This window comes from Streptomyces flavofungini (assembly GCF_014650815.1).
Classification (GTDB): Bacteria; Actinomycetota; Actinomycetes; order Streptomycetales; family Streptomycetaceae; genus Streptomyces; species Streptomyces flavofungini.
The window spans coordinates 167,890-184,780 of record NZ_BMVR01000005.1; the positions used below are offsets into that span (position 1 = coordinate 167,890).

The window sequence follows — 16,891 nt, forward strand, 5'->3', positions numbered from 1 at the left end:
AGACCTGTGTTTCTGTAGTCGGCGCTCCGCACGACGTCAGCCCACAGCCGGCCCCGACTCCAGAAGGAAGACAGCCATGAGCAAGAGCGCGCTCCTGGAGGTGATCGCCCTCGACGCCGAGGACGCGGTCGCCGCCCAGGCCGGAGGTGCGGACCGCCTCGAACTGGTCACCGACATGGCCGCCGACGGGCTCACGCCGTCCGTCGCGACCTTCCAGGAGATCCGTTCCTCCGTCGACATCGCGCTGCGCGTCATGCTGCGGCTCGCCGACGGGTTCGCCGCCGGGGACGTGGACGTGCTGGTGCGCCGGGCGCGGGAGTTGCGGGACGCGGGGGCCGACGAGTTCGTGCTCGGGTTCCTCGACGAGGCGGGCGGGGCGGATGTCGCGGCCGTCGACGCGGTGGTGGAGGTCCTGGACGGGTGCCGGTGGACGTTCCACCGGGCCATCGACCGGGCCGCCGACCGGGACGCCCTGCGCAAGCAGCTCGGTGATCTGCCCGGGCTCGACACGTACCTCACGGCGGGGGCCGCCGCCGGGGTCGACGCGGGGCTGCCGACGCTGCGGGCCGAGGCCGCGCGCGCGGGGGAGCCCGGGTACGAGCCCCGCATCCTGGTCGGCGGGGGACTCCGCCTCGACCATGTGCCGGGGCTCCGCGCCGCCGGGCTCGACGCGTTCCACATCGGCGGGGCGGCCCGGCCGCACGGGTGGGACGCGCCGGTCTCCTCCGACGCGGTCGCCGCGTGGCGGCGCACCCTGGACACCGCCTGACCTTCGGCCGGACCGGCCCTAGGCCCCGGCCCCCGCCCCCGCCAACACCCCCGGCAGCGGCGCCGAGTGCAGCACCGTCAGCCCCGACACCGCCCGCGTCAACGCCACGTACAAGCGCCGCAGGCCGGTGCGTTCGTCGGGCTCACCGGCGACCACCGCCGTGGGCTCGTCCAGGACCACGTAGTCGTATTCGAGGCCCTTGGCCAGGGACGCGGGGACGAGGGTGAGGCGGGTGTCGGGGGTGGTCTCCTCGCCGGGGGAGAGGTAGCCGACGCCGGCGTCGGCGAGGGCCGCCGCGAGGGCGGGGATGCGGGCGTCGGCCGCGATGAGGCCGATGGACCCCTCGTGGCGGAGGGACTCGGTGCAGGCGGCGAGGGCGGCGGCGTCGGGGTCGTCGACGTGGCGTACGGAGAGCGAGCCGGGCGACTGGCGCACCGAGCTGACCTCCGCGAGCCCCGGCGCGATCGCCGGGAGCAGCCGCGACGCGTACGCGATCACCTCGCGCGGCACACGGAAACCGGCCGTCAGCTCCTCCACCACCGCCTCGGACTTCCCCAGATGGGACAGCGCCTCGTCCCAACTCCGCGTCGCCCACGGCGTGGTGCCCTGCGCGAGGTCGCCGAGGACGGTCACGGACCCGGTGGTGCAGCGCCGCCCGACGGCCCGGTACTGCATGGGGGACAGGTCCTGCGCCTCGTCGAGCACGACATGCCCGAGCGAGTGCGTACGGGCGATCAGGTCCGACGCCTCGTCGATCAACACCGCGTCCGCCGCCGACCACTTGGCGCTCTTCGGCGTGCGCGGCGCCTTCCCCCACAGCACCGCCTTCTGCTCCGCCTCCGAGAGCACCCCCGCCGCGTGCTCCGCCAGGAACTCCGCGTCGCCGAGCAGCCGCAGCACGAGCCGCGCCGGATCCACCTGCGGCCACACCGCCTTGACGGCCGCCTTCACGGCCGCGTTGCGCGCGACCGCGTCCTGCACGCGGTCGTCCGGCGCCTCCCCGGACCGCTCCATCTGCACGAGCACGGCGTGCGCGATGCGCTGCGGCAGGGCCTCGCGCGCGGCCCCGTACCGCATGTCCCGCGCCAGCAACTCGGCCACGATCTCTTCGAGTTCGTACGCCGGTACGCGCCACCGCCGCGACCCCCGCACCACCACGACCGCCTCCTGCGGCAGCGTGACGTGCGAGCGCAGCGCCCGCCGCAGCACCTCCGCCATCCGCGCGTCGCCCTTGATCAGCGCGGCCTCCGGGTCGTCGGCGCCCCGTACCTCGACGTGCGCGACGAGGTCGGCGACCGTCGCCTGCCGCACCTCCAACTCGCCGAGGGCGGGCAGTACTTGCTCGATGTAGTGGAGGAAGGAGCTGTTCGGCCCGATGACGAGGGTGCCGGTGCGGGCGAGCCGCTCCCGGTGGGCGTAGAGGAGATAGGCGACCCGGTGCAGGCCGACGGCGGTCTTCCCGGTCCCGGGCCCGCCCTGCACGCACACGGACCCGCTCAACCCGCCGCGCACGATCTCGTCCTGCTCCGGCTGGATCGTCGCGACGATGTCCCGCATCGGGCCGACGCGCGGCCGCTCGATCTCCTGCTGGAGCAGCTTGCTGACCTGCTCGGCCTCGGTGGTGTCCGTCAGATGCTCGTCCTCGTACGCCGTGAGGTCACCGCCGGTGTATCCGAACCGCCGCCGGAGGCCGACGTCCAGCGGGTCCTTCTTCGAGGCGCGGTAGAAGGGCTGCGAGACGGGTGCGCGCCAGTCGATGACCATGGGGTCGCCGTCGGCGTCGTGCACGTGCCGTCGCCCGATGTAGAACCGCTCCCCGTCCCTGCCTTCCGCCTGCTCCGCCCCCGGCGCGTGCAGGAAGTCCAGCCGGCCGAAGAACAACGGCGTGTGCGAGAGGTCGGCCAGGGCCTTGATGCGCTCGTCGATCTGGCCCTGCAGGACCTCGGCGTTGACCCAGTTCGCCGTCACGTCCCGGATGTCCAGGGACTCCGCGTCCTCGCGCATGGCGCGCAGCGCGGCCCGGGACGCGGTGAGGTGCGCCTGTTCGCGGGCAAGGGGGTCTGAGGGCGCGGCGTTCACGGGGGCCTCCGGCGGCGGGTGCGGGATGTGCGGTGCTCGGTGCGTGGCTCGGGGCCGCCGGTTTCCGGCCGGGCGGCGGCGCTCCGCTGGGCGGGAGGCGGGAAGGGGAAAGCTTAGTTACGGGGGTGGGGCGGGCCAAACGGTTTTTCCGCGGGGTGCGTGGTGCGGGTCGCTGGGCGCTGGGCCCGGGCGAGGGCCCGGGAGGCGCCGGGGGCGGCAAACCCTGACGCACCCCCGAGAAAACCCTGAGGGCCGTCGTCCCCGCGGGTCCCTCCCGAGGCGTACGGGCAGACCCCCGCAGGTCCTACCGGCGGAGGCCGCCCATGACCCCCGAGTCCTACCGGCGGACGCCGACGTTTACCCCCGCAGGCCGATGTGCGCGCGGCCCGCGAAACCGACCATGGAGACATGAGCAGCGCAACGTTCACCCCCGCGTCCCTGTCCGCCCCGAAGCTCCCCGGCCCCCGCTCCGCCCCCGGCGCGACGGCCCTCTCCGACACCCACACCCCGCACCGCTTCGGCGCCACCCTGCGCGCCGCGAAGGTGTTCGTCTCCGCGGCGTTCGGCGTGGCCGTGCTCGGGGAGTACGCGGAGGAGGCGGGCGTCCGCCGCCGCTGAACCCTGCTGCGACCCGCACACGGGCATCAGCCCGTCCGGCGTTTGCGGACGAGGCCGCAGGCCGATCGGCGGCGGACCGTCCCACGGCAACGGGACACCCGGCCCCGGAGCGGAGCCCCTACTCCTCCGCCAGCACCGCGTCCGCGTCCAGGATCCGATACGCGTACCCCTGCTCCGCCAGGAACCGCTGCCGATGCGCGGCGAAGTCCTGGTCGATGGTGTCCCGGGCGACGACGGAGTAGAAGCGGGCCTCGTGCCCGTCCGCCTTGGGCCGCAGCACCCGTCCGAGCCGCTGTGCCTCCTCCTGCCGGGACCCGAAGGTCCCGGACACCTGAATGGCGACGGTCGCCTCGGGCAGGTCGATGGAGAAGTTGGCGACCTTCGAGACGACGAGCACGGAGATCTCGCCCTGCCGGAAGGCGTCGAAGAGCTTCTCGCGCTGGGCGTTGGTGGTCTCGCCCTTGATGACGGGCGCGTCCAGATGCTCACCGAGCTCGTCGAGCTGGTCGATGTACTGCCCGATGACGAGTGTCTGCTGCCCCTGGTGCTTGCGCACCAACGCCTCGGTGACCTTCCGCTTGGTGGCGGTGGTGGCGCAGAACCGGTACTTCTCCTCGGCCTCGGCGGTGGCGTAGGCGAGCCGCTCGCTGTCGGTGAGATTGACCCGCACCTCGACGCAGTCGGCGGGCGCGATGTACCCCTGGGCCTCGATCTCCTTCCACGGAGCGTCGAACCGCTTGGGCCCGATGAGCGAGAACACATCGGACTCCCGCCCGTCCTCCCGCACGAGGGTCGCCGTCAGCCCGAGGCGTCGCCGGGCCTGCAGATCGGCGGTGAACTTGAAGACGGGTGCGGGCAGCAGATGCACCTCGTCGTAGAGGATGAGCCCCCAGTCCCGGGAGTCGAAGAGCTCCAGGTGCGGATAGACACCCTTACGCCGAGTGGTCAGCACCTGATAGGTGGCGATGGTGACGGGCCGGATCTCCTTCTTCGTCCCGCTGTACTCGCCGATCTCGTCCTCGGTCAGAGAGGTCCGCTTGACCAGCTCGTGCTTCCACTGCCGGGCGGACACGGTGTTCGTGACGAGGATGAGGGTGGTGGCCTTGGCCTCGGCCATGGCACCGGCCCCGACGAGCGTCTTGCCGGCGCCGCAGGGCAGCACGACCACACCGCTCCCGCCGTGCCAGAAGCCCTCGACGGCCTGGCGCTGGTAGGGCCGCAGGGCCCACCCGTCCTCGCACAGGTCGATCTTGTGGGCCTCCCCGTCGACGTACCCGGCGAGGTCCTCGGCGGGCCAGCCCAGCTTGAGGAGGGTCTGCTTGATCTGGCCGCGCTCGGAGGGGTGCACGGCGACGGTGTCGGGGTCGATCCGGGTGCCGACGAGCGGCTGCACCTTCTTGGACCGCAGGATCTCTTCGAGCACCGGCCGGTCGGTGGAGGTCAGCACGAGCCCGTGCACGGGGTGCTTGCTCAGCGTGAGGCGCCCGTACCGCGCCATGGTCTCGGCCACGTCCACCAGCAGGGCGTGCGGCACCGGATACCGCGAGAACTCGACCAGGGCATCCACGACCTGCTCGGCGTCGTGCCCGGCGGCCCGCGCGTTCCACAGGCCGAGCGGCGTGACGCGGTACGTGTGGATGTGCTCGGGCGCACGCTCCAGCTCCGCGAACGGCGCGATCGCACGACGGCAGGCGTCGGCCCGGTCGTGGTCGACCTCAAGCAGGAGAGTCTTGTCCGACTGGACGATGAGCGGTCCGTTCACCAGGGGGTGCCCTTTCGCTAGGCCAAACATCCAGTGTGCCGCATCGCCGCGCGGGCAGGGGCCGGCTGCCGGGGCGCCTGAGTACGAACGCGCAGGTGCGGGGGCGGACGCATGAGTACCCGTACGGTGCCGCACACCACGCCCGGCGGCTTGGCTGGCCCCATGAACCCCCGCCCCACTCCGCCCCACCACACCGGCCGCCCCCACTGGTACGCGCCCCCGGCCCCCCGAAGCCCACAGCGCACCCTCGCGCTGACGGTGACGCTGACCGCGGCCGTGACGACCGCCGCGGTCCTCCTGGCGAAGCCGATCCTGGGAGCGCTCGGCGTGGCGGTGTTCCTGGTGCTGCTCCTCACGGGCAACGCGTCGTCCTGACCGCGCACGACGGCCCGGGACCTGACATGGTCCCGGGCCGCCTGCCGATGGGTGCTGCTCAGCTCGCGCCGGAGGTGTCCGTCGAGGGGGACGGGGGCCCGGCGAGGACGTCCTCCACGGATGTGGCGGTGAGTGACTGATCGAACCAGAGGCTGAGCGTGTGCGGGTCGGTACAGGAGGTGATGCGTTCTCGGGTGCCCTCGGGGACGTGGAGGCCGCGCATCTCCAGGGCGCGCAAGATCATGGAGACGCGAGCCTTGGCCTCGCCCTTGGCCTCCCCCTTGGCCTCCCCCTCGGCCTTGCCCTCGAGGTAGGCCGTCTCGCGGACCGTGCCGCGTCCGGGGAAGTAGCTCACGAAGCTCAAGATTTCCCTCCATTTGTCTCCGGCTGCGGTGCCCCGCAGGTTGATGTCCGGGAACTCGTAGAAGTAGTCGGCGGCCTCCGGGTCGTGCTGTTGAAGGCCACGGCCGAGTGCTTCCGGCGTGTCCGGCGAACAGGGACGCGTTCACTCTTTCGATGGCCCTGGACGTGTGCGGGTCAGGGCCCGTCACTCGTCCGCCAGTTCCGCCACCCCCGTGACCCGGTGCAAGGGATAGGTGCGGACCTCGTCCGCCGTGTGGTCGTAGGCCGTGACGAAGCCGCCCTCGACGCGGACCGGGGCGATGACGCGTTGGCTGGCGGCGCCTTCGGCGTTGACGTAGCCGATCCAGAGGGCTTCGCCGGTCATGACGGCGGCCTGCATGGTGGCGAGGGTCTCGGCGGGGGTGGTGCGGGGGAGTTCGCCGGTGGTGGGGGTGGTGGTCTTGCGGGGGGTGGTGGAGGCGAGGTCGCCGGCGCGGATGGCGCGTACGGCGGCGTCGATGAGGGTGGTGTCCGGCAGGGGCGGGCCGTCCGGGACCGGCTCCGGGGCGGTGCGCGGCGGGGTGCGGTGGCTGTGCGCGCGAGTGATGAGGACGTCGCCCTCCGCGCTCTCGGCGGACGGGGCGAAGCCGAGGGAGCGCAGGCCGTCGAGGAGCGCGGCCGGGTCGGCCTGGGTGGCGAGGACGGTCGGGGCGAGGCGGCGCAGGCGCAGCCCTTGGGCGCGCTTGTCGGCGAGGATCTCGTTGAGTACGCCCTCGTCGTCGCAGCGCACGTACGCGGAGGCGGCGCCGATGCGCAGGTGGCCGTGTTTCCGTGCGACGTCGTCGATCAGGTACGTGAGGGGCTGCGGGACGGGCGTACGGGAGTGCGCGGCGAGGAAGGCGTGCAGGTCGGACGCGGTCTGCCCGGCGTCGAGCGCACGCCGCACGGACCCCGGCGTGAACCGGTACACGGTCGCCCCGCCCTTCGACTCGACGTCGGCGAGCACGGTGAGCGCGTCCGCGAGGGGGCGCTGCAGCGGGCCCGGCGCGACGGCGGTGAGGTCGGCTTGGAGGAGGACGTGGTCGAGGGGGTCGGGGAGGAGGGGGGCGAGGAGGCGCGCGGCCTCCGCCTGGCCCGCCCCCGGCCCGCCCTGCGGTCCGGGCCGGGCCCCATCGGCCCCAGGCCCGCCCTGCGGTCCAGGGTGCGCGGGCGGGTGGACGGGAGAGCCGCCACGGAGCGGCGGCGGAAGCTGCTCAGGGCCCCCGGCCAGCAGGGCGCGGGCATGGGACGACAGAGCCCCCCGCCCCGTCACCCCGAGGAGTTCCGCCTCGTCCAGCGTCCACCCGGCCAGGCGTGACCGCAGGTCGGAGGCGCCCGCGCCGGGCGGTCGTTCCCAGCGGAGGCGGGCGCTGAGGGAGTCCGGGGCGGGGGCGGAGCCTTCGGGGAGGTCGGCGAGGAGGTGGAGGACGCGGTGGCGGATCTCGGGGGCGGCGGCGCGGTCGAGGCCGGGGCCGAGGGCGGAGAGGGTGCGGTCCTTGCTGTCGCGGCCGCCGACGAGGCCCGCCGTGCGGGTCGCGGTGAGCCACGCGGTGGCGAGGCGGGCCCAGCGTTCGGCGGCGGGCAGCTCCTGCCAGGTGTCGTACGCCGGTGTCGCCGCGTACCGCTCGTCGGTCTCGCCGTCGGCCGCGAGGAGCCCGGCGGCGTACGCGAGTTCCACCCAGAACGCGGCCTGCGGCTCCGGCACGTCCAGGGCCACCGCGGTCCGCTTCAGGTCGCGCACGCTGAGGCCGCCCGCGCGCAGCACCGCGGGCCCGCCCTCGTCCCAGTCCTTGAGGAGTTCCTCGACGGTGGCGAGCGCCATGTGCGCCTGGCCCGCCGCGGTCGCGTCCACAACCTGTGGACGGTGTTCGCGCGCGGCCCGCACGGGCGGCGCGGCGGCCTCCAGCACGCGGTGGGCGCGCCCGCCGCGCAGGTGCAGGGCGGCCTCGCGGGGCAGGACGACGGTGCCCGGCGCGGTCGGCAGGAGCAGTCCCCGGTCGATCAGCCAGCGCAGGTGTGCCGCCGGTTCGGCGGTGACCTGGCCGTACGGCGGGCCCCAGACGAGCCGGGACAGGATCTCCACGGACTCCGTGGGCGCCTCGTCCAGGAGCGCCGCCATCCGCTTGCGGTCGGTGAACAGCCCCGTCAGCGCCTCCACGGCCGACACCGCGTCGTGCGTGGCGGCGAGCCCCGCCGCCGCGACCAGGCTCTGCACCCGCCCCGGCGACATCCCCGCCATCGCCTCGGCGACGGTCGGCCCGAGGCCCGTCGGGGACGGCCGCTGCGGGGTGGGCGCGAGGAGTTCGCGGGCGGTGCGGACCAGGCGGAGCCGGTCGTCGCCGCCCCAGACGAGGGCCTGTCCGCGCAGCGTGGCGAGGGCGTGGTCGAAGGCGTCCCGCACCTCGGCCGCGTCCGCCCCCTCGCCGTCGTCGCCCGCGAGGAGCCCCAGCACCTCCGCGTACGTGGCCGGTTCGCGCGCCACCGCCAGGGCCTCCGCGACCTGCTGTGTGAACCGGTCGAGCCGTTCGAGGGCGCGTACGACGGACGCCCGCGTGCCCGCGCGCGTCGCGAGCTGCGTGAGGTCGTTCGGGACCGGCGTCAGAAGGTCCGGCCGGGTCCGCAACAACGCGACCATGGCCGCGTCGTCACTCGCCCGGAGGGCTTCCGCCAGGGAACGGGGGGCGTCCGGGGTGCTCATCCTCGCCACGGTAGCGGGTCACCCGGCGGGCCGGGCCGGGCGGCGGCACCCCCAGCGCCCCGTCAGGCGTTCTGCGCCCGGTCGTACACCTTCTTCGCCAGGTTCCCGAACACCTCGCCGTACATCTTGGTCGGCTGCAGCGAGTCCAGTGCGCTGTTGACCGAGATCAGGGTGCCGCGGCCGGTGGTGGCGTTGAAGTCGGCGAACCAGGGGCCGCCGCTGGCGCCGCCGGAGAGGTCGCAGGGGATGGCCTGGGTGCCGTGCTCCTTCTTCGCGGTGCCGACGCAGCGGAGGAGGGATTCGCCGCGCTGCGGGCGGGTCGCGGAGTAGCCGAGGGCGGAGACGGTGCCGCCGACGGGGCGGTTGAAGGCGACGGCCCGGGCGCCGACGGCGTCGGTGAGCTTCTTGCCGGTCGCCTTGTCGGGGTCGACGACGAGCGTGGCCATGTCGTCGGTGGAGTCCGTCTCCCAGGCGCGCGGGGTGACGGCCTGGCGGACCGCGTACGTGCCGTACGGCGCCTTGCCGTCCTTGTAGCCCGGGGCGAACACCATCTCGATGTTGGTGTTCATGGGGGAGGAGCCGCGGCGCACACAGTGGGCGGCGGTCATCACCGCGGAGCGGTTGGCGCTCTTCACGGCCGTCGCCGTGCACCAGGTGTCGGCGCCGCTCGCGTTGACGAAGAAGAGGCGGCCCACGGTCTTCAGCCGGGGGCCCTGCCACGGCTTGGCCTTCGGTCCGGTCGGGCCGAGGTCCACGGACCTGCCGACGGCCTTCATACGGGCGGGCGTCCAGTAGGCGAGGGCGTCCTTGCGCTCCGCGGAGGTGAACTTCAGGACCGAGGTCGGGTCGGCCGCGGCATCGGCCTGACCGGCCGTGGCGGTCGCCACGACGGGGGCGGCGAGGGCCAGGGCCGTGGCGGCCACGGCCAGTCCCATGGCGCGGCCACGAAGTCGCCGGGTCAGGGAGGGGGATGTCGCGGGCATGGCGGGGGTCTCCTCGGTTCGGGGGCGCACGGCGAACGGCGGGTAACGAACGGCGGGTAGCGAGTGGTGAGCAGCAGCGAGCAGTAGGCAGTGGGCAGTTCGGCAACCATCAGGAGCTGTCGAACTGCTCTGCTAGACAGGGGGATCCGGCTGTTCGGTTGGCGCTGTCGATGTTCTGTGACACAAGGGGGACAGCCGGGGTGCGGCGGCCGCGTCAGGGGCAGGGGCGCCGGGGGCCGCGGATCACGGTAACGTCGAGGTCCGGGCCCACAACACCGCAGCCCCGGAGGGAACTTCGTGGGGATCGAGAGCGACCAGCTCGTCTTCGACTACCTGAGCCGCGTCGGCGACGTGGCCCAGCAGCGCCAACTGCCGTCCGGCACCCGGATGCGGCTCGTCTCCGGGCTGCGCGGCGAGATCGACCGCCGCCGGGCGGGCGCGGCCGACAGCCCCGCCGCGATCCGCCGCATCCTGGACGGCCTCGGCACCCCGGACGAACTGGTCGACGCGGCGGCCGACCACCCCGACGACATCAGCGCCGCCATCCCCGAACAGCGCGAGGAGCCGCAGACCAGCCGCCTGCGCCGGGTCGTCCCCCGCCCCCGCCTGCGCCCGGCCACGGACCGCCCGGCGGCCACGGACCGCCCGACCGCCGAGGGCCCCGCCCGTCCGGCCACCGAGCGCCCGGAGCGCCCCGCCCGCCCCGTCCGCCCCACGAAGGACCGCCCCACGAAGGGCCGTCCCGCCCGCCCCGCCAAGCGCCGCCCCGCCCCCGACTCCCGTCCGGACCCCCGCCCCGCCCCGCCCCACCTCGCGGGCACCGACGAACTCGGCGTCAGCGGCGCCGACCTGGAACCCGACTGGTGGCGTGTCGACAACACCCCGGCGGCGGGCAAGGACACCGTGCACGGCTTCGTCGGCGGCGTGGAGATCCCGGAGATGCTGAAGCGACCGGTGAGCACGGCGAAGCCGGGGCCGGGCGAGGTGGCGGACGCCGAGGACGAGTACGACGAGGAAGAGGGCTACGAGGAAGAGGGGTACGAGGCCGACGATGACGAGGCCGTCGAGGCCGCCCCGCGCGGCCGGTTCCGGCGTCTGCTCGCGCCCGCCGTCGGGGCAGCCCCCGACGAGGACACCGACGAGGAGGCCCCGGCCAAGGAGGCGCCGTCCGCGAAGGGGGCCAACGCCAGGGCCGGTGTGGCCCGCGCCCTCAGCAACCCGGTCGTGCTGCTCGCGGCCATCGCGCTCGTCGTCGGTGCCGTCATCGGCAACTGGTTCGCGCTGGCGGGCGGTTGGGCCGTCGCCTACTTCGCGCCCAAGCTCAGCCCGGCCGAGAAGAAGGTCGGCGTGTTCGTCATGCCCGGCCTCGCCATCGCGGCGGGCGTCGGCTGGCTGTGGGGCCGCTCGCAGGGCAAGTGGGGCGAGCCCATCGTGAAGGGGCACATGAACGAGGCGGTGGCCGACACCTGGCCCTGGGTGGTCCGCGGGGCGGCCGTCGCCACCGCGCTCTTCCTGGTGTGGAGGTCGCAGCGGCAACGGCCGTCGGCGGAATAGCCGCGCCGGGGAGGCTACTTCGTCAGGTCGGCCCGCAACTCGTCCAGGATCTTGGCCGCGGCCGTGTACCCGATCCCCTGGATCCACAACTCGTCGTCGACGGCGTGGACGTTGCCGGACTTCACGGCCTTCATGTTCTTCCACAGACCGCTGCCGACGGTCCGCGTCTGCTTGGCCTTCGCCGGATCCCCGTACGTGGACCGGAAGATGACGTCCGTGTCCGCCATGTCGATCTTCTCGGGGCTCAGGTCGTACGAGAACCCGTCCTTGGCCTTCTTCGCCAGCGGCGCCCGGCCGAGGCCGACGTCCTTGAGGAGGGTGGCGATGTACGTCTGCTCGCCGTAGACGCGGATGTCCGCGCCCTCCACGAAGCGGACGATGTTGACCTCGGTCGCCTTGGCCTTCGCGGGGCCGCCGACGGCCGTCGTGACCTTCTTGGCGTGGGCGGTGTAGTCGGCGACGGCCTTCTTCGCCTCGGGCTCCTTGCCGAGCGCGGCGGCGTGGGTCTGGAAGTTCTCCTTCCAGGGGTAGCCGGTGGTCTCCGTCATCACGGTCGGCGCGATCTTCTTGAGCTGGTCGTACTTCGCCCCGTGCCGGATCTTGGACGTGAGGATCAGGTCGGGCTTGAGCCCGGCGATGACCTCCAGGTTCGGGTTCAGCATCTCCCCGACGTCCTTGATGCCCGCGACCTCGTCCTTCGGCAGGTACTTCGGGAACCCGCCGGACGCCTCGACGTGCGTGGCGCCGATCGGCTTCACACCGAGGGTGATCGCGGAGTCCAGTTCGGCGGTGTCGAGTACGACGACCCGCTTCGGCTCGACCGGCACCTTCACGTCGCCCATGGCGGTCTTGACCGTGTGCGTCTTGCCGGAGCCCGCGTCCGAGCCGGAGCCGTCGGAGTCGGAGCCGCAGGCGGTGAGGGCGAGGGCGCCGGTGAGGGCGAGGGCGCCCGCGGTGAGGGCGCGACGGCGTGCGGAACCGGTGCGGCGGGGGAAACCAGTCATGACGTGGGCCTTTCGTCGAGGGGTGGTTTCTTGTCTGCGGGAGCCGAGGCGTCTGCGGGAGCCGAAGGGCCGGTGGGAGCCGAGGAGTCTGCGGGGGCCGAAGGACCGGCGGGGGGCGCGGACTTCCCCGGGGCCGACGGCTGCCAGGGCGTGCCCGGCACCACCAGCGGCGAGCCCGTCACCGGGTCGGGGATGACCACGCAGTCCAGGCCGAAGACCTCGCGTACGAGCTCCTCGGTGACGACCTCCGCGGGCGTTCCCCGGGCGACCAGGCGGCCCGCCTTCATGGCGACGAGGTGGTCGGCGTACCGGGCGGCCTGGTTCAGGTCGTGCAGCACGACCACGACCGTCCGGCCCCGGTCATGGTTCAACTGGCGTACCAGATCGAGGACCTCGACCTGGTGGGAGATGTCCAGATACGTCGTCGGCTCGTCCAGGAGCAGCAGCTCCGTCTCCTGCGCCAGCGCCATCGCGATCCACACGCGCTGCCGCTGCCCGCCCGACAGCTCGTCCACGGACCGCTCGGCGAGCTCCGCCACGTCCGTGCGCGCCATCGCCTCGGTCACGGCGGTCTCGTCGGCGTCGGACCACTGCTGCCACCAGCGCTGGTGCGGCTGGCGGCCGCGCGCGACCAGGTCGCCGACGGTGATCGCCTCGGGGGCCACCGGTGTCTGCGGGAGCAGCCCGATCTGCTGGGCGACGCGCCGCGTCGGCAGCTTCGCCAGGGCCTCGCCGTCGAGCAGCACGGACCCGCCCTTGGGCTTCAGGAGCCGTCCGAGCGCCCGCAGTGTCGTCGACTTGCCGCAGGCGTTCGGGCCGACGATGACGGTGACCTCGCCGTCGGGGATCGCGAGGTCCAGCTCGTGCACGACCGTGCGGTCCTCGTACGCGAGGGTCAGCTCGCTGGCGGTGAGGCGGGCGGCCGCCGTGGTGGCGGGGGCGGGGGCGGTCACGCGGTGCCTCCATTGCGGACGGTGCGGCTGCGGATGATCAGCCAGATCAGGTACGGGGCGCCGACGGCCGCCGTCAGGACGCCCACCGGCAGCTCGGTCGGCGCGAACAGCTTCCGGGCGAGCAGGTCGGCCAGGACGACGATGAGCGCGCCCAGCAGGGCCGAACTCAGGAGCGGGATCTGGGCGGTGCGGGTGAGGCGGCGGGCGATCTGCGGGGCGAGGAGGGCCACGAAGTCGACCGGGCCCGCGGCGCCCGTCGCCACGGAGGCAAGCACCACGCCCAGCAGGATCAGGCCGAAGCGGACGCGGCCCAGGCGTACGCCCAGGGCCGTCGCCGTGTCGTCGTCCATCGCCGCGGTCCGCTGGGCGCGGGCCGCCCAGGCCACGAACGGGAGCAGGACGAGGAGGGTCAGGGCGAGGGGGTCGGCCTCGGGCCAGCCGCGGCCGTTCAGCGAACCCGTCATCCAGATCTGCGCCTGCTGCGCGACCAGGTAGTCGCCCTTCGTCATGAACAGCGTCGTGACGGAGCGGAGGGCGATGGCGAAGCCGATGCCGATGAGGACGAAGCGGGTGGCGTGCAGGCCGCCCCGCCAGGCGAAGACGTAGACGAGGAGGGCGGCGAGGATGCCGCCCGCCACGGAGAGGTAGGGCAGGAGCGTGTACGACGTCACGCCGAACGTCATCGCTCCTACCGTCACCGCGGCCGCGCCCTGGCTGATGCCGATGATGTCCGGGCTGGCCAGGGGGTTTCGGGCGACCGTCTGGATGAGGGCGCCCGCTGTTCCGAAGGCGGCGCCCACCAGGAGGCCCACCGTCATCCGGGGTTCGCGGAGGGTGCCCACGACCAGCTCGTCGGGGGAGGGGCGGCCGAAGACGACCTTCAGGGCTTCCGCGGGGTGTACGAAGGTCTCGCCGACGCAGAGGTAGGCGAGACTGGCTGCCGCGAGGGTCGCGGCGAGCGCGGCTGTGACGACGGCGGAGCGGCTGTGCAGGAGGAAGGTCGCCCTCCGGAACCGGAGCACGACATGGCCGGGGGGACGTACGCGTGACGGTTGCCCGGCACCGTGGGCACAGCGCTTCGAGACGTCGATCGGCGCGTCGTCGCTCGTCTTCATGCCGCCACCGCCTTTCGGCGGACCAGGGTCACCAGGAACGGCACCCCGATGAGGGCGGTCATCACGCCCGCCGGGACCTCGCTCGGGGGGAAGACGACGCGGCCGATCGTGTCGGAGACCAGGAGCATGATGGGGCCCAGGAGGGCTGCCAGGGGGAGGACCCAGCGGTGGTCGCTGCCGACGACGGCGCGGGCGATGTGCGGGACCGCGAGGCCGATGAAGGCGATGGGGCCCGCGGCGGCGACGCCGACGGCGGTGAGGACCGTGGCGCCGAGGCCGCCCACGACGCGTACCGTCGCGACCTTCTGACCGAGGCCCTTGGCCACGTCCTCACCGAGGGCCAGGGCGTCGAGGCCGCGGGCGACGGAGAGGACGAGGAGCAGCCCGACGAGCAGGAAGGGCCAGATCTGGGCGGCGATCTCGGCGTCGCGGCCGGACAGCGAGCCGACCTGCCAGAAGCGGAACTCGTCCAGGGCGGAGGCCTTGGTGGTGAGGACGGCGGTGGTGACGGAGACGAGCAGGGCGTTGATGGCGGCGCCGCCGAGGGCGAGCTTGACCGGGGTGGCGCCGCCGCGCCCGCTGCTGGCGATGGCGTACACGGCGACGGAGGCGATCCCGGCGCCCGCGAAGGCGTACCAGACGTAGCCGGTGAGGGTGTGGACGCCCGCGTAGGCGATGGCGAGGACGACGCCGACGGAGGCGCCCTGGCTGATGCCGAGGATGCCGGGGTCGGCGATGGGGTTGCGGGTGATGCCCTGCAGCGCGGTACCGGCGACGGCGAGGGCGGCGCCGACCATCACGCCGATGACGGTGCGGGGCACCCGCAGCTCCCGGACGACCTCGGCGGCGTCGCTGTGCCCGCCGTGCAGGAGGGCGTCGAGGACGGCGGCGGGCGCGATCGCGCGGGCGCCGACGGCGAGGCTGAACAGGACTGCGAGGAGCAGGGCCAGGACGGCCGCCGTCATCGCGACAGCGCGTCTGACGGACACACGCATCGGCTGGGGCTCGTTTCGCAGGGGCCGGTCTGGTCTGGGTAAGGCTTGGCTAAGTCTATGCGGGGCGGGGTCCCTGCCCGGGGTCCGCGGCGCTCGGCACAATGGGCGCATGACCTCACGGATCGCAGGGACCGACCGGACCACCGCCCCCCTCACGGTCGGCTTCGACCTCGACATGACGCTGATCGACTCGCGGCCCGGCATCCACGCCTGTTACCAGGAGCTTTCCGCGCGGACGGGTACGTACATCGACGCGGACCTGACGATCACCCGGCTCGGACCGCCTCTTGAGGAGGAGTTGAAGCACTGGTTTCCGGCCGATCGTGTCGCGGCCATGGCCACGCTCTACCGTGAGATGTATCCCACATACGCGATCACCGCGACGCCCGCGCTGCCCGGAGCACGCGAGGCCGTCGACGCGGTGCACGCGGCGGGCGGGCGCGCGCTCGTCGTGACCGCCAAGTTCGAGCCGAACGCGAAGCTCCACCTGAAGCACCTCGCCATCGACGTGGACGCGGTGATCGGCGACCTGTGGGCGGAGCGGAAGGCGGAGGCGCTGACCGAGCACGGTGCTTCGGTGTACGTCGGCGACCACACCGGTGACGTACGCGGTGCGCGTACGGCGGGCGCGCTTTCCGTAGCGGTGGCGACCGGGCCGTGTGACGCAGCGGAACTGCGCGCGGCGGGCGCGGACGTCGTACTCGACGACCTGACCGGCTTCCCCGCCTGGCTGGCCGCCTACCGGGCCGACGGCTCCGTCGCCGACCTGGCCTGACGCCGCTGCACCGCGATACCGCGCAGCACGCCCGCGCCCGCGATGAGGAAGCCCAACCCCATCAGCATGCACACCGCGTACGCGATGGGTGGGAAAGTGTCGCCGCCGAGGAACAGCGGTGCCACCGTGACCAATGTGGCCACGGCGCCGACGAAGAAAACGATCGCGCCAATCCGCACGAGGCCGTCGCCGGGTCCGGTGGAATTCGCTTGGGTTTTGTCACGCACCGGACCAGGGTAGTTCCCAGCGCGTAGGAAGAAACCGGGGACGTCTTGTCACCGGCCCGGGGACCCATAGTCTTGGTTCCGGCGGGTCGGGGCGACCCGCTGTACTGCTATCCAGAGCCGTTTACGCCCGGCGGGCCGGACCGACCCGTCCGCCGGAACGCTTCGCGGCACACACGAGTACGACGACGAGTACGAGGACGAGGACTTCACGTGCCTACCGGCAAGGTCAAGTGGTTCAACAGCGAGAAGGGCTTTGGCTTTCTCTCCCGCGACGACGGCGGCGACGTCTTCGTGCATTCCTCCGTACTGCCCGCCGGCGTCGACACCCTCAAGCCCGGCCAGCGCGTGGAATTCGGCGTGGTCGCCGGGCAGCGGGGGGACCAGGCTCTTTCCGTGACGCTGCTCGACCCGACGCCGTCCGTCGCCGCGGCGCAGCGGCGCAAGCCGGACGAACTGGCTTCCATCGTCCAGGATTTGACGACTCTGCTGGAAAACATCACGCCGATGCTGGAAAAGGGGCGCTACCCGGACAAGGCCTCGGGCGCGAAGATCGCGGGGCTCCTGCGCGCGGTGGCGGACCAGCTGGACGTGTAGTTCCCCGAC

16 protein-coding genes are annotated in these 16,891 nt (G+C 73.3%); 6 read left to right on the forward strand and 10 right to left on the reverse strand.

Going from position 1 to position 16,891, the window contains the following annotated elements; translation table 11 throughout:
- The first annotated feature begins 76 nt into the window (after positions 1–76).
- Positions 77–769, forward strand: coding sequence for a copper homeostasis protein CutC (locus IE274_RS14190; protein ID WP_190116075.1), 693 nt, complete (start codon positions 77–79; stop codon positions 767–769).
- Between the two features lie 18 nt (positions 770–787).
- Here the strand turns inward: IE274_RS14190 and IE274_RS14195 are convergent, their stop codons facing one another.
- Positions 788–2,848 carry a HelD family protein gene (locus IE274_RS14195; protein ID WP_229909537.1) on the reverse strand — a complete coding sequence of 687 codons (2,061 nt, stop codon included), beginning with the start codon at positions 2,846–2,848 and terminating at the stop codon, positions 788–790.
- Between the two features lie 408 nt (positions 2,849–3,256).
- Between IE274_RS14195 and IE274_RS14200 the strand changes: the two genes are divergently transcribed.
- Positions 3,257–3,466 carry a hypothetical protein gene (locus IE274_RS14200; RefSeq protein WP_190116076.1) on the forward strand — a complete coding sequence of 70 codons (210 nt, stop codon included), beginning with the start codon at positions 3,257–3,259 and terminating at the stop codon, positions 3,464–3,466.
- A 118-nt stretch (positions 3,467–3,584) separates the two neighbouring features.
- On the opposite strand, the gene IE274_RS14205 is transcribed toward IE274_RS14200, so the two are convergent.
- Positions 3,585–5,228 (reverse strand): DNA repair helicase XPB, encoded by a 1,644-nt coding sequence (locus tag IE274_RS14205; RefSeq protein WP_190116077.1) that lies wholly within the window; start codon positions 5,226–5,228, stop codon positions 3,585–3,587.
- Positions 5,229–5,390: 162 nt separating this feature from the next.
- Between IE274_RS14205 and IE274_RS14210 the strand changes: the two genes are divergently transcribed.
- Complete coding sequence (locus IE274_RS14210; RefSeq protein WP_190116078.1) at positions 5,391–5,603, forward strand: hypothetical protein; 213 nt, start codon at positions 5,391–5,393, stop codon at positions 5,601–5,603.
- A 58-nt stretch (positions 5,604–5,661) separates the two neighbouring features.
- Here IE274_RS14210 and IE274_RS14215 read toward each other — a convergent pair whose 3' ends face one another.
- From IE274_RS14215 to IE274_RS14225, 3 genes are all read right to left on the reverse strand, one after another.
- Positions 5,662–5,967: a hypothetical protein gene (locus IE274_RS14215; RefSeq protein ID WP_190116079.1), complete on the reverse strand. Its 306-nt coding sequence runs from the start codon at positions 5,965–5,967 to the stop codon at positions 5,662–5,664.
- Positions 5,968–6,150: 183 nt separating this feature from the next.
- On the reverse strand, positions 6,151–8,682 hold the full coding sequence (locus IE274_RS14220; RefSeq protein WP_190116080.1) for a helicase-associated domain-containing protein: 2,532 nt from the start codon (positions 8,680–8,682) through the stop codon (positions 6,151–6,153).
- Between the two features lie 62 nt (positions 8,683–8,744).
- Positions 8,745–9,665 carry a trypsin-like serine peptidase gene (locus IE274_RS14225; RefSeq protein ID WP_229909538.1) on the reverse strand — a complete coding sequence of 307 codons (921 nt, stop codon included), beginning with the start codon at positions 9,663–9,665 and terminating at the stop codon, positions 8,745–8,747.
- Between the two features lie 297 nt (positions 9,666–9,962).
- Here IE274_RS14225 and IE274_RS14230 point away from each other — a divergent pair, with 297 nt between their 5' ends.
- Positions 9,963–11,219 carry a UbiA prenyltransferase family protein gene (locus tag IE274_RS14230; RefSeq protein WP_190116081.1) on the forward strand — a complete coding sequence of 419 codons (1,257 nt, stop codon included), beginning with the start codon at positions 9,963–9,965 and terminating at the stop codon, positions 11,217–11,219.
- Positions 11,220–11,233: 14 nt separating this feature from the next.
- Here the strand turns inward: IE274_RS14230 and IE274_RS14235 are convergent, their stop codons facing one another.
- The 4 genes from IE274_RS14235 to IE274_RS14250 are packed head-to-tail and all read right to left on the reverse strand — an operon-like array spanning position 11,234 to position 15,286.
- On the reverse strand, positions 11,234–12,223 hold the full coding sequence (locus IE274_RS14235) for an ABC transporter substrate-binding protein (RefSeq protein ID WP_190116082.1): 990 nt from the start codon (positions 12,221–12,223) through the stop codon (positions 11,234–11,236).
- On the reverse strand, positions 12,220–13,176 hold the full coding sequence (locus IE274_RS14240) for an ABC transporter ATP-binding protein (RefSeq protein WP_190116083.1): 957 nt from the start codon (positions 13,174–13,176) through the stop codon (positions 12,220–12,222). The genes IE274_RS14235 and IE274_RS14240 overlap by 4 nt, the downstream gene beginning before the upstream one ends.
- Positions 13,173–14,291 carry a FecCD family ABC transporter permease gene (locus tag IE274_RS14245; protein WP_229909539.1) on the reverse strand — a complete coding sequence of 373 codons (1,119 nt, stop codon included), beginning with the start codon at positions 14,289–14,291 and terminating at the stop codon, positions 13,173–13,175. The genes IE274_RS14240 and IE274_RS14245 overlap by 4 nt, the downstream gene beginning before the upstream one ends.
- Positions 14,288–15,286, reverse strand: coding sequence for a FecCD family ABC transporter permease (locus tag IE274_RS14250; protein WP_190116084.1), 999 nt, complete (start codon positions 15,284–15,286; stop codon positions 14,288–14,290). The genes IE274_RS14245 and IE274_RS14250 overlap by 4 nt, the downstream gene beginning before the upstream one ends.
- A gap of 109 nt (positions 15,287–15,395) precedes the next feature.
- Between IE274_RS14250 and IE274_RS14255 the strand changes: the two genes are divergently transcribed.
- Positions 15,396–16,061, forward strand: a complete 666-nt coding sequence (locus IE274_RS14255) for an HAD family hydrolase (RefSeq protein WP_190116085.1) — start codon at positions 15,396–15,398, stop codon at positions 16,059–16,061.
- Here IE274_RS14255 and IE274_RS14260 read toward each other — a convergent pair.
- Positions 16,025–16,288: a hypothetical protein gene (locus IE274_RS14260; RefSeq protein WP_190116086.1), complete on the reverse strand. Its 264-nt coding sequence runs from the start codon at positions 16,286–16,288 to the stop codon at positions 16,025–16,027. The genes IE274_RS14255 and IE274_RS14260 overlap by 37 nt on opposite strands.
- Positions 16,289–16,498: 210 nt before the next feature.
- Between IE274_RS14260 and IE274_RS40200 the strand changes: the two genes are divergently transcribed.
- Positions 16,499–16,882 (forward strand): cold-shock protein, encoded by a 384-nt coding sequence (locus IE274_RS40200; protein ID WP_016642928.1) that lies wholly within the window; start codon positions 16,499–16,501, stop codon positions 16,880–16,882.
- Positions 16,883–16,891: the final 9 nt, after the last annotated feature.

What these genes read in the sequence shown, in the direction of transcription:
- IE274_RS14245 (WP_229909539.1), bottom strand. Translation starts at nt 14,291, where the DNA reads ATGAAGACGAGCGACGACGCGCCGATCGACGTCTCGAAGCGCTGTGCC.
- IE274_RS14220 (WP_190116080.1), bottom strand. Translation starts at nt 8,682, where the DNA reads ATGAGCACCCCGGACGCCCCCCGTTCCCTGGCGGAAGCCCTCCGGGCG.
- IE274_RS14250 (WP_190116084.1), bottom strand. Translation starts at nt 15,286, where the DNA reads ATGCGTGTGTCCGTCAGACGCGCTGTCGCGATGACGGCGGCCGTCCTG.
- IE274_RS14200 (WP_190116076.1), top strand. Translation starts at nt 3,257, where the DNA reads ATGAGCAGCGCAACGTTCACCCCCGCGTCCCTGTCCGCCCCGAAGCTC.
- IE274_RS14225 (WP_229909538.1), bottom strand. Translation starts at nt 9,665, where the DNA reads ATGCCCGCGACATCCCCCTCCCTGACCCGGCGACTTCGTGGCCGCGCC.
- IE274_RS14255 (WP_190116085.1), top strand. Translation starts at nt 15,396, where the DNA reads ATGACCTCACGGATCGCAGGGACCGACCGGACCACCGCCCCCCTCACG.
- IE274_RS14210 (WP_190116078.1), top strand. Translation starts at nt 5,391, where the DNA reads ATGAACCCCCGCCCCACTCCGCCCCACCACACCGGCCGCCCCCACTGG.
- IE274_RS14235 (WP_190116082.1), bottom strand. Translation starts at nt 12,223, where the DNA reads ATGACTGGTTTCCCCCGCCGCACCGGTTCCGCACGCCGTCGCGCCCTC.
- IE274_RS14190 (WP_190116075.1), top strand. Translation starts at nt 77, where the DNA reads ATGAGCAAGAGCGCGCTCCTGGAGGTGATCGCCCTCGACGCCGAGGAC.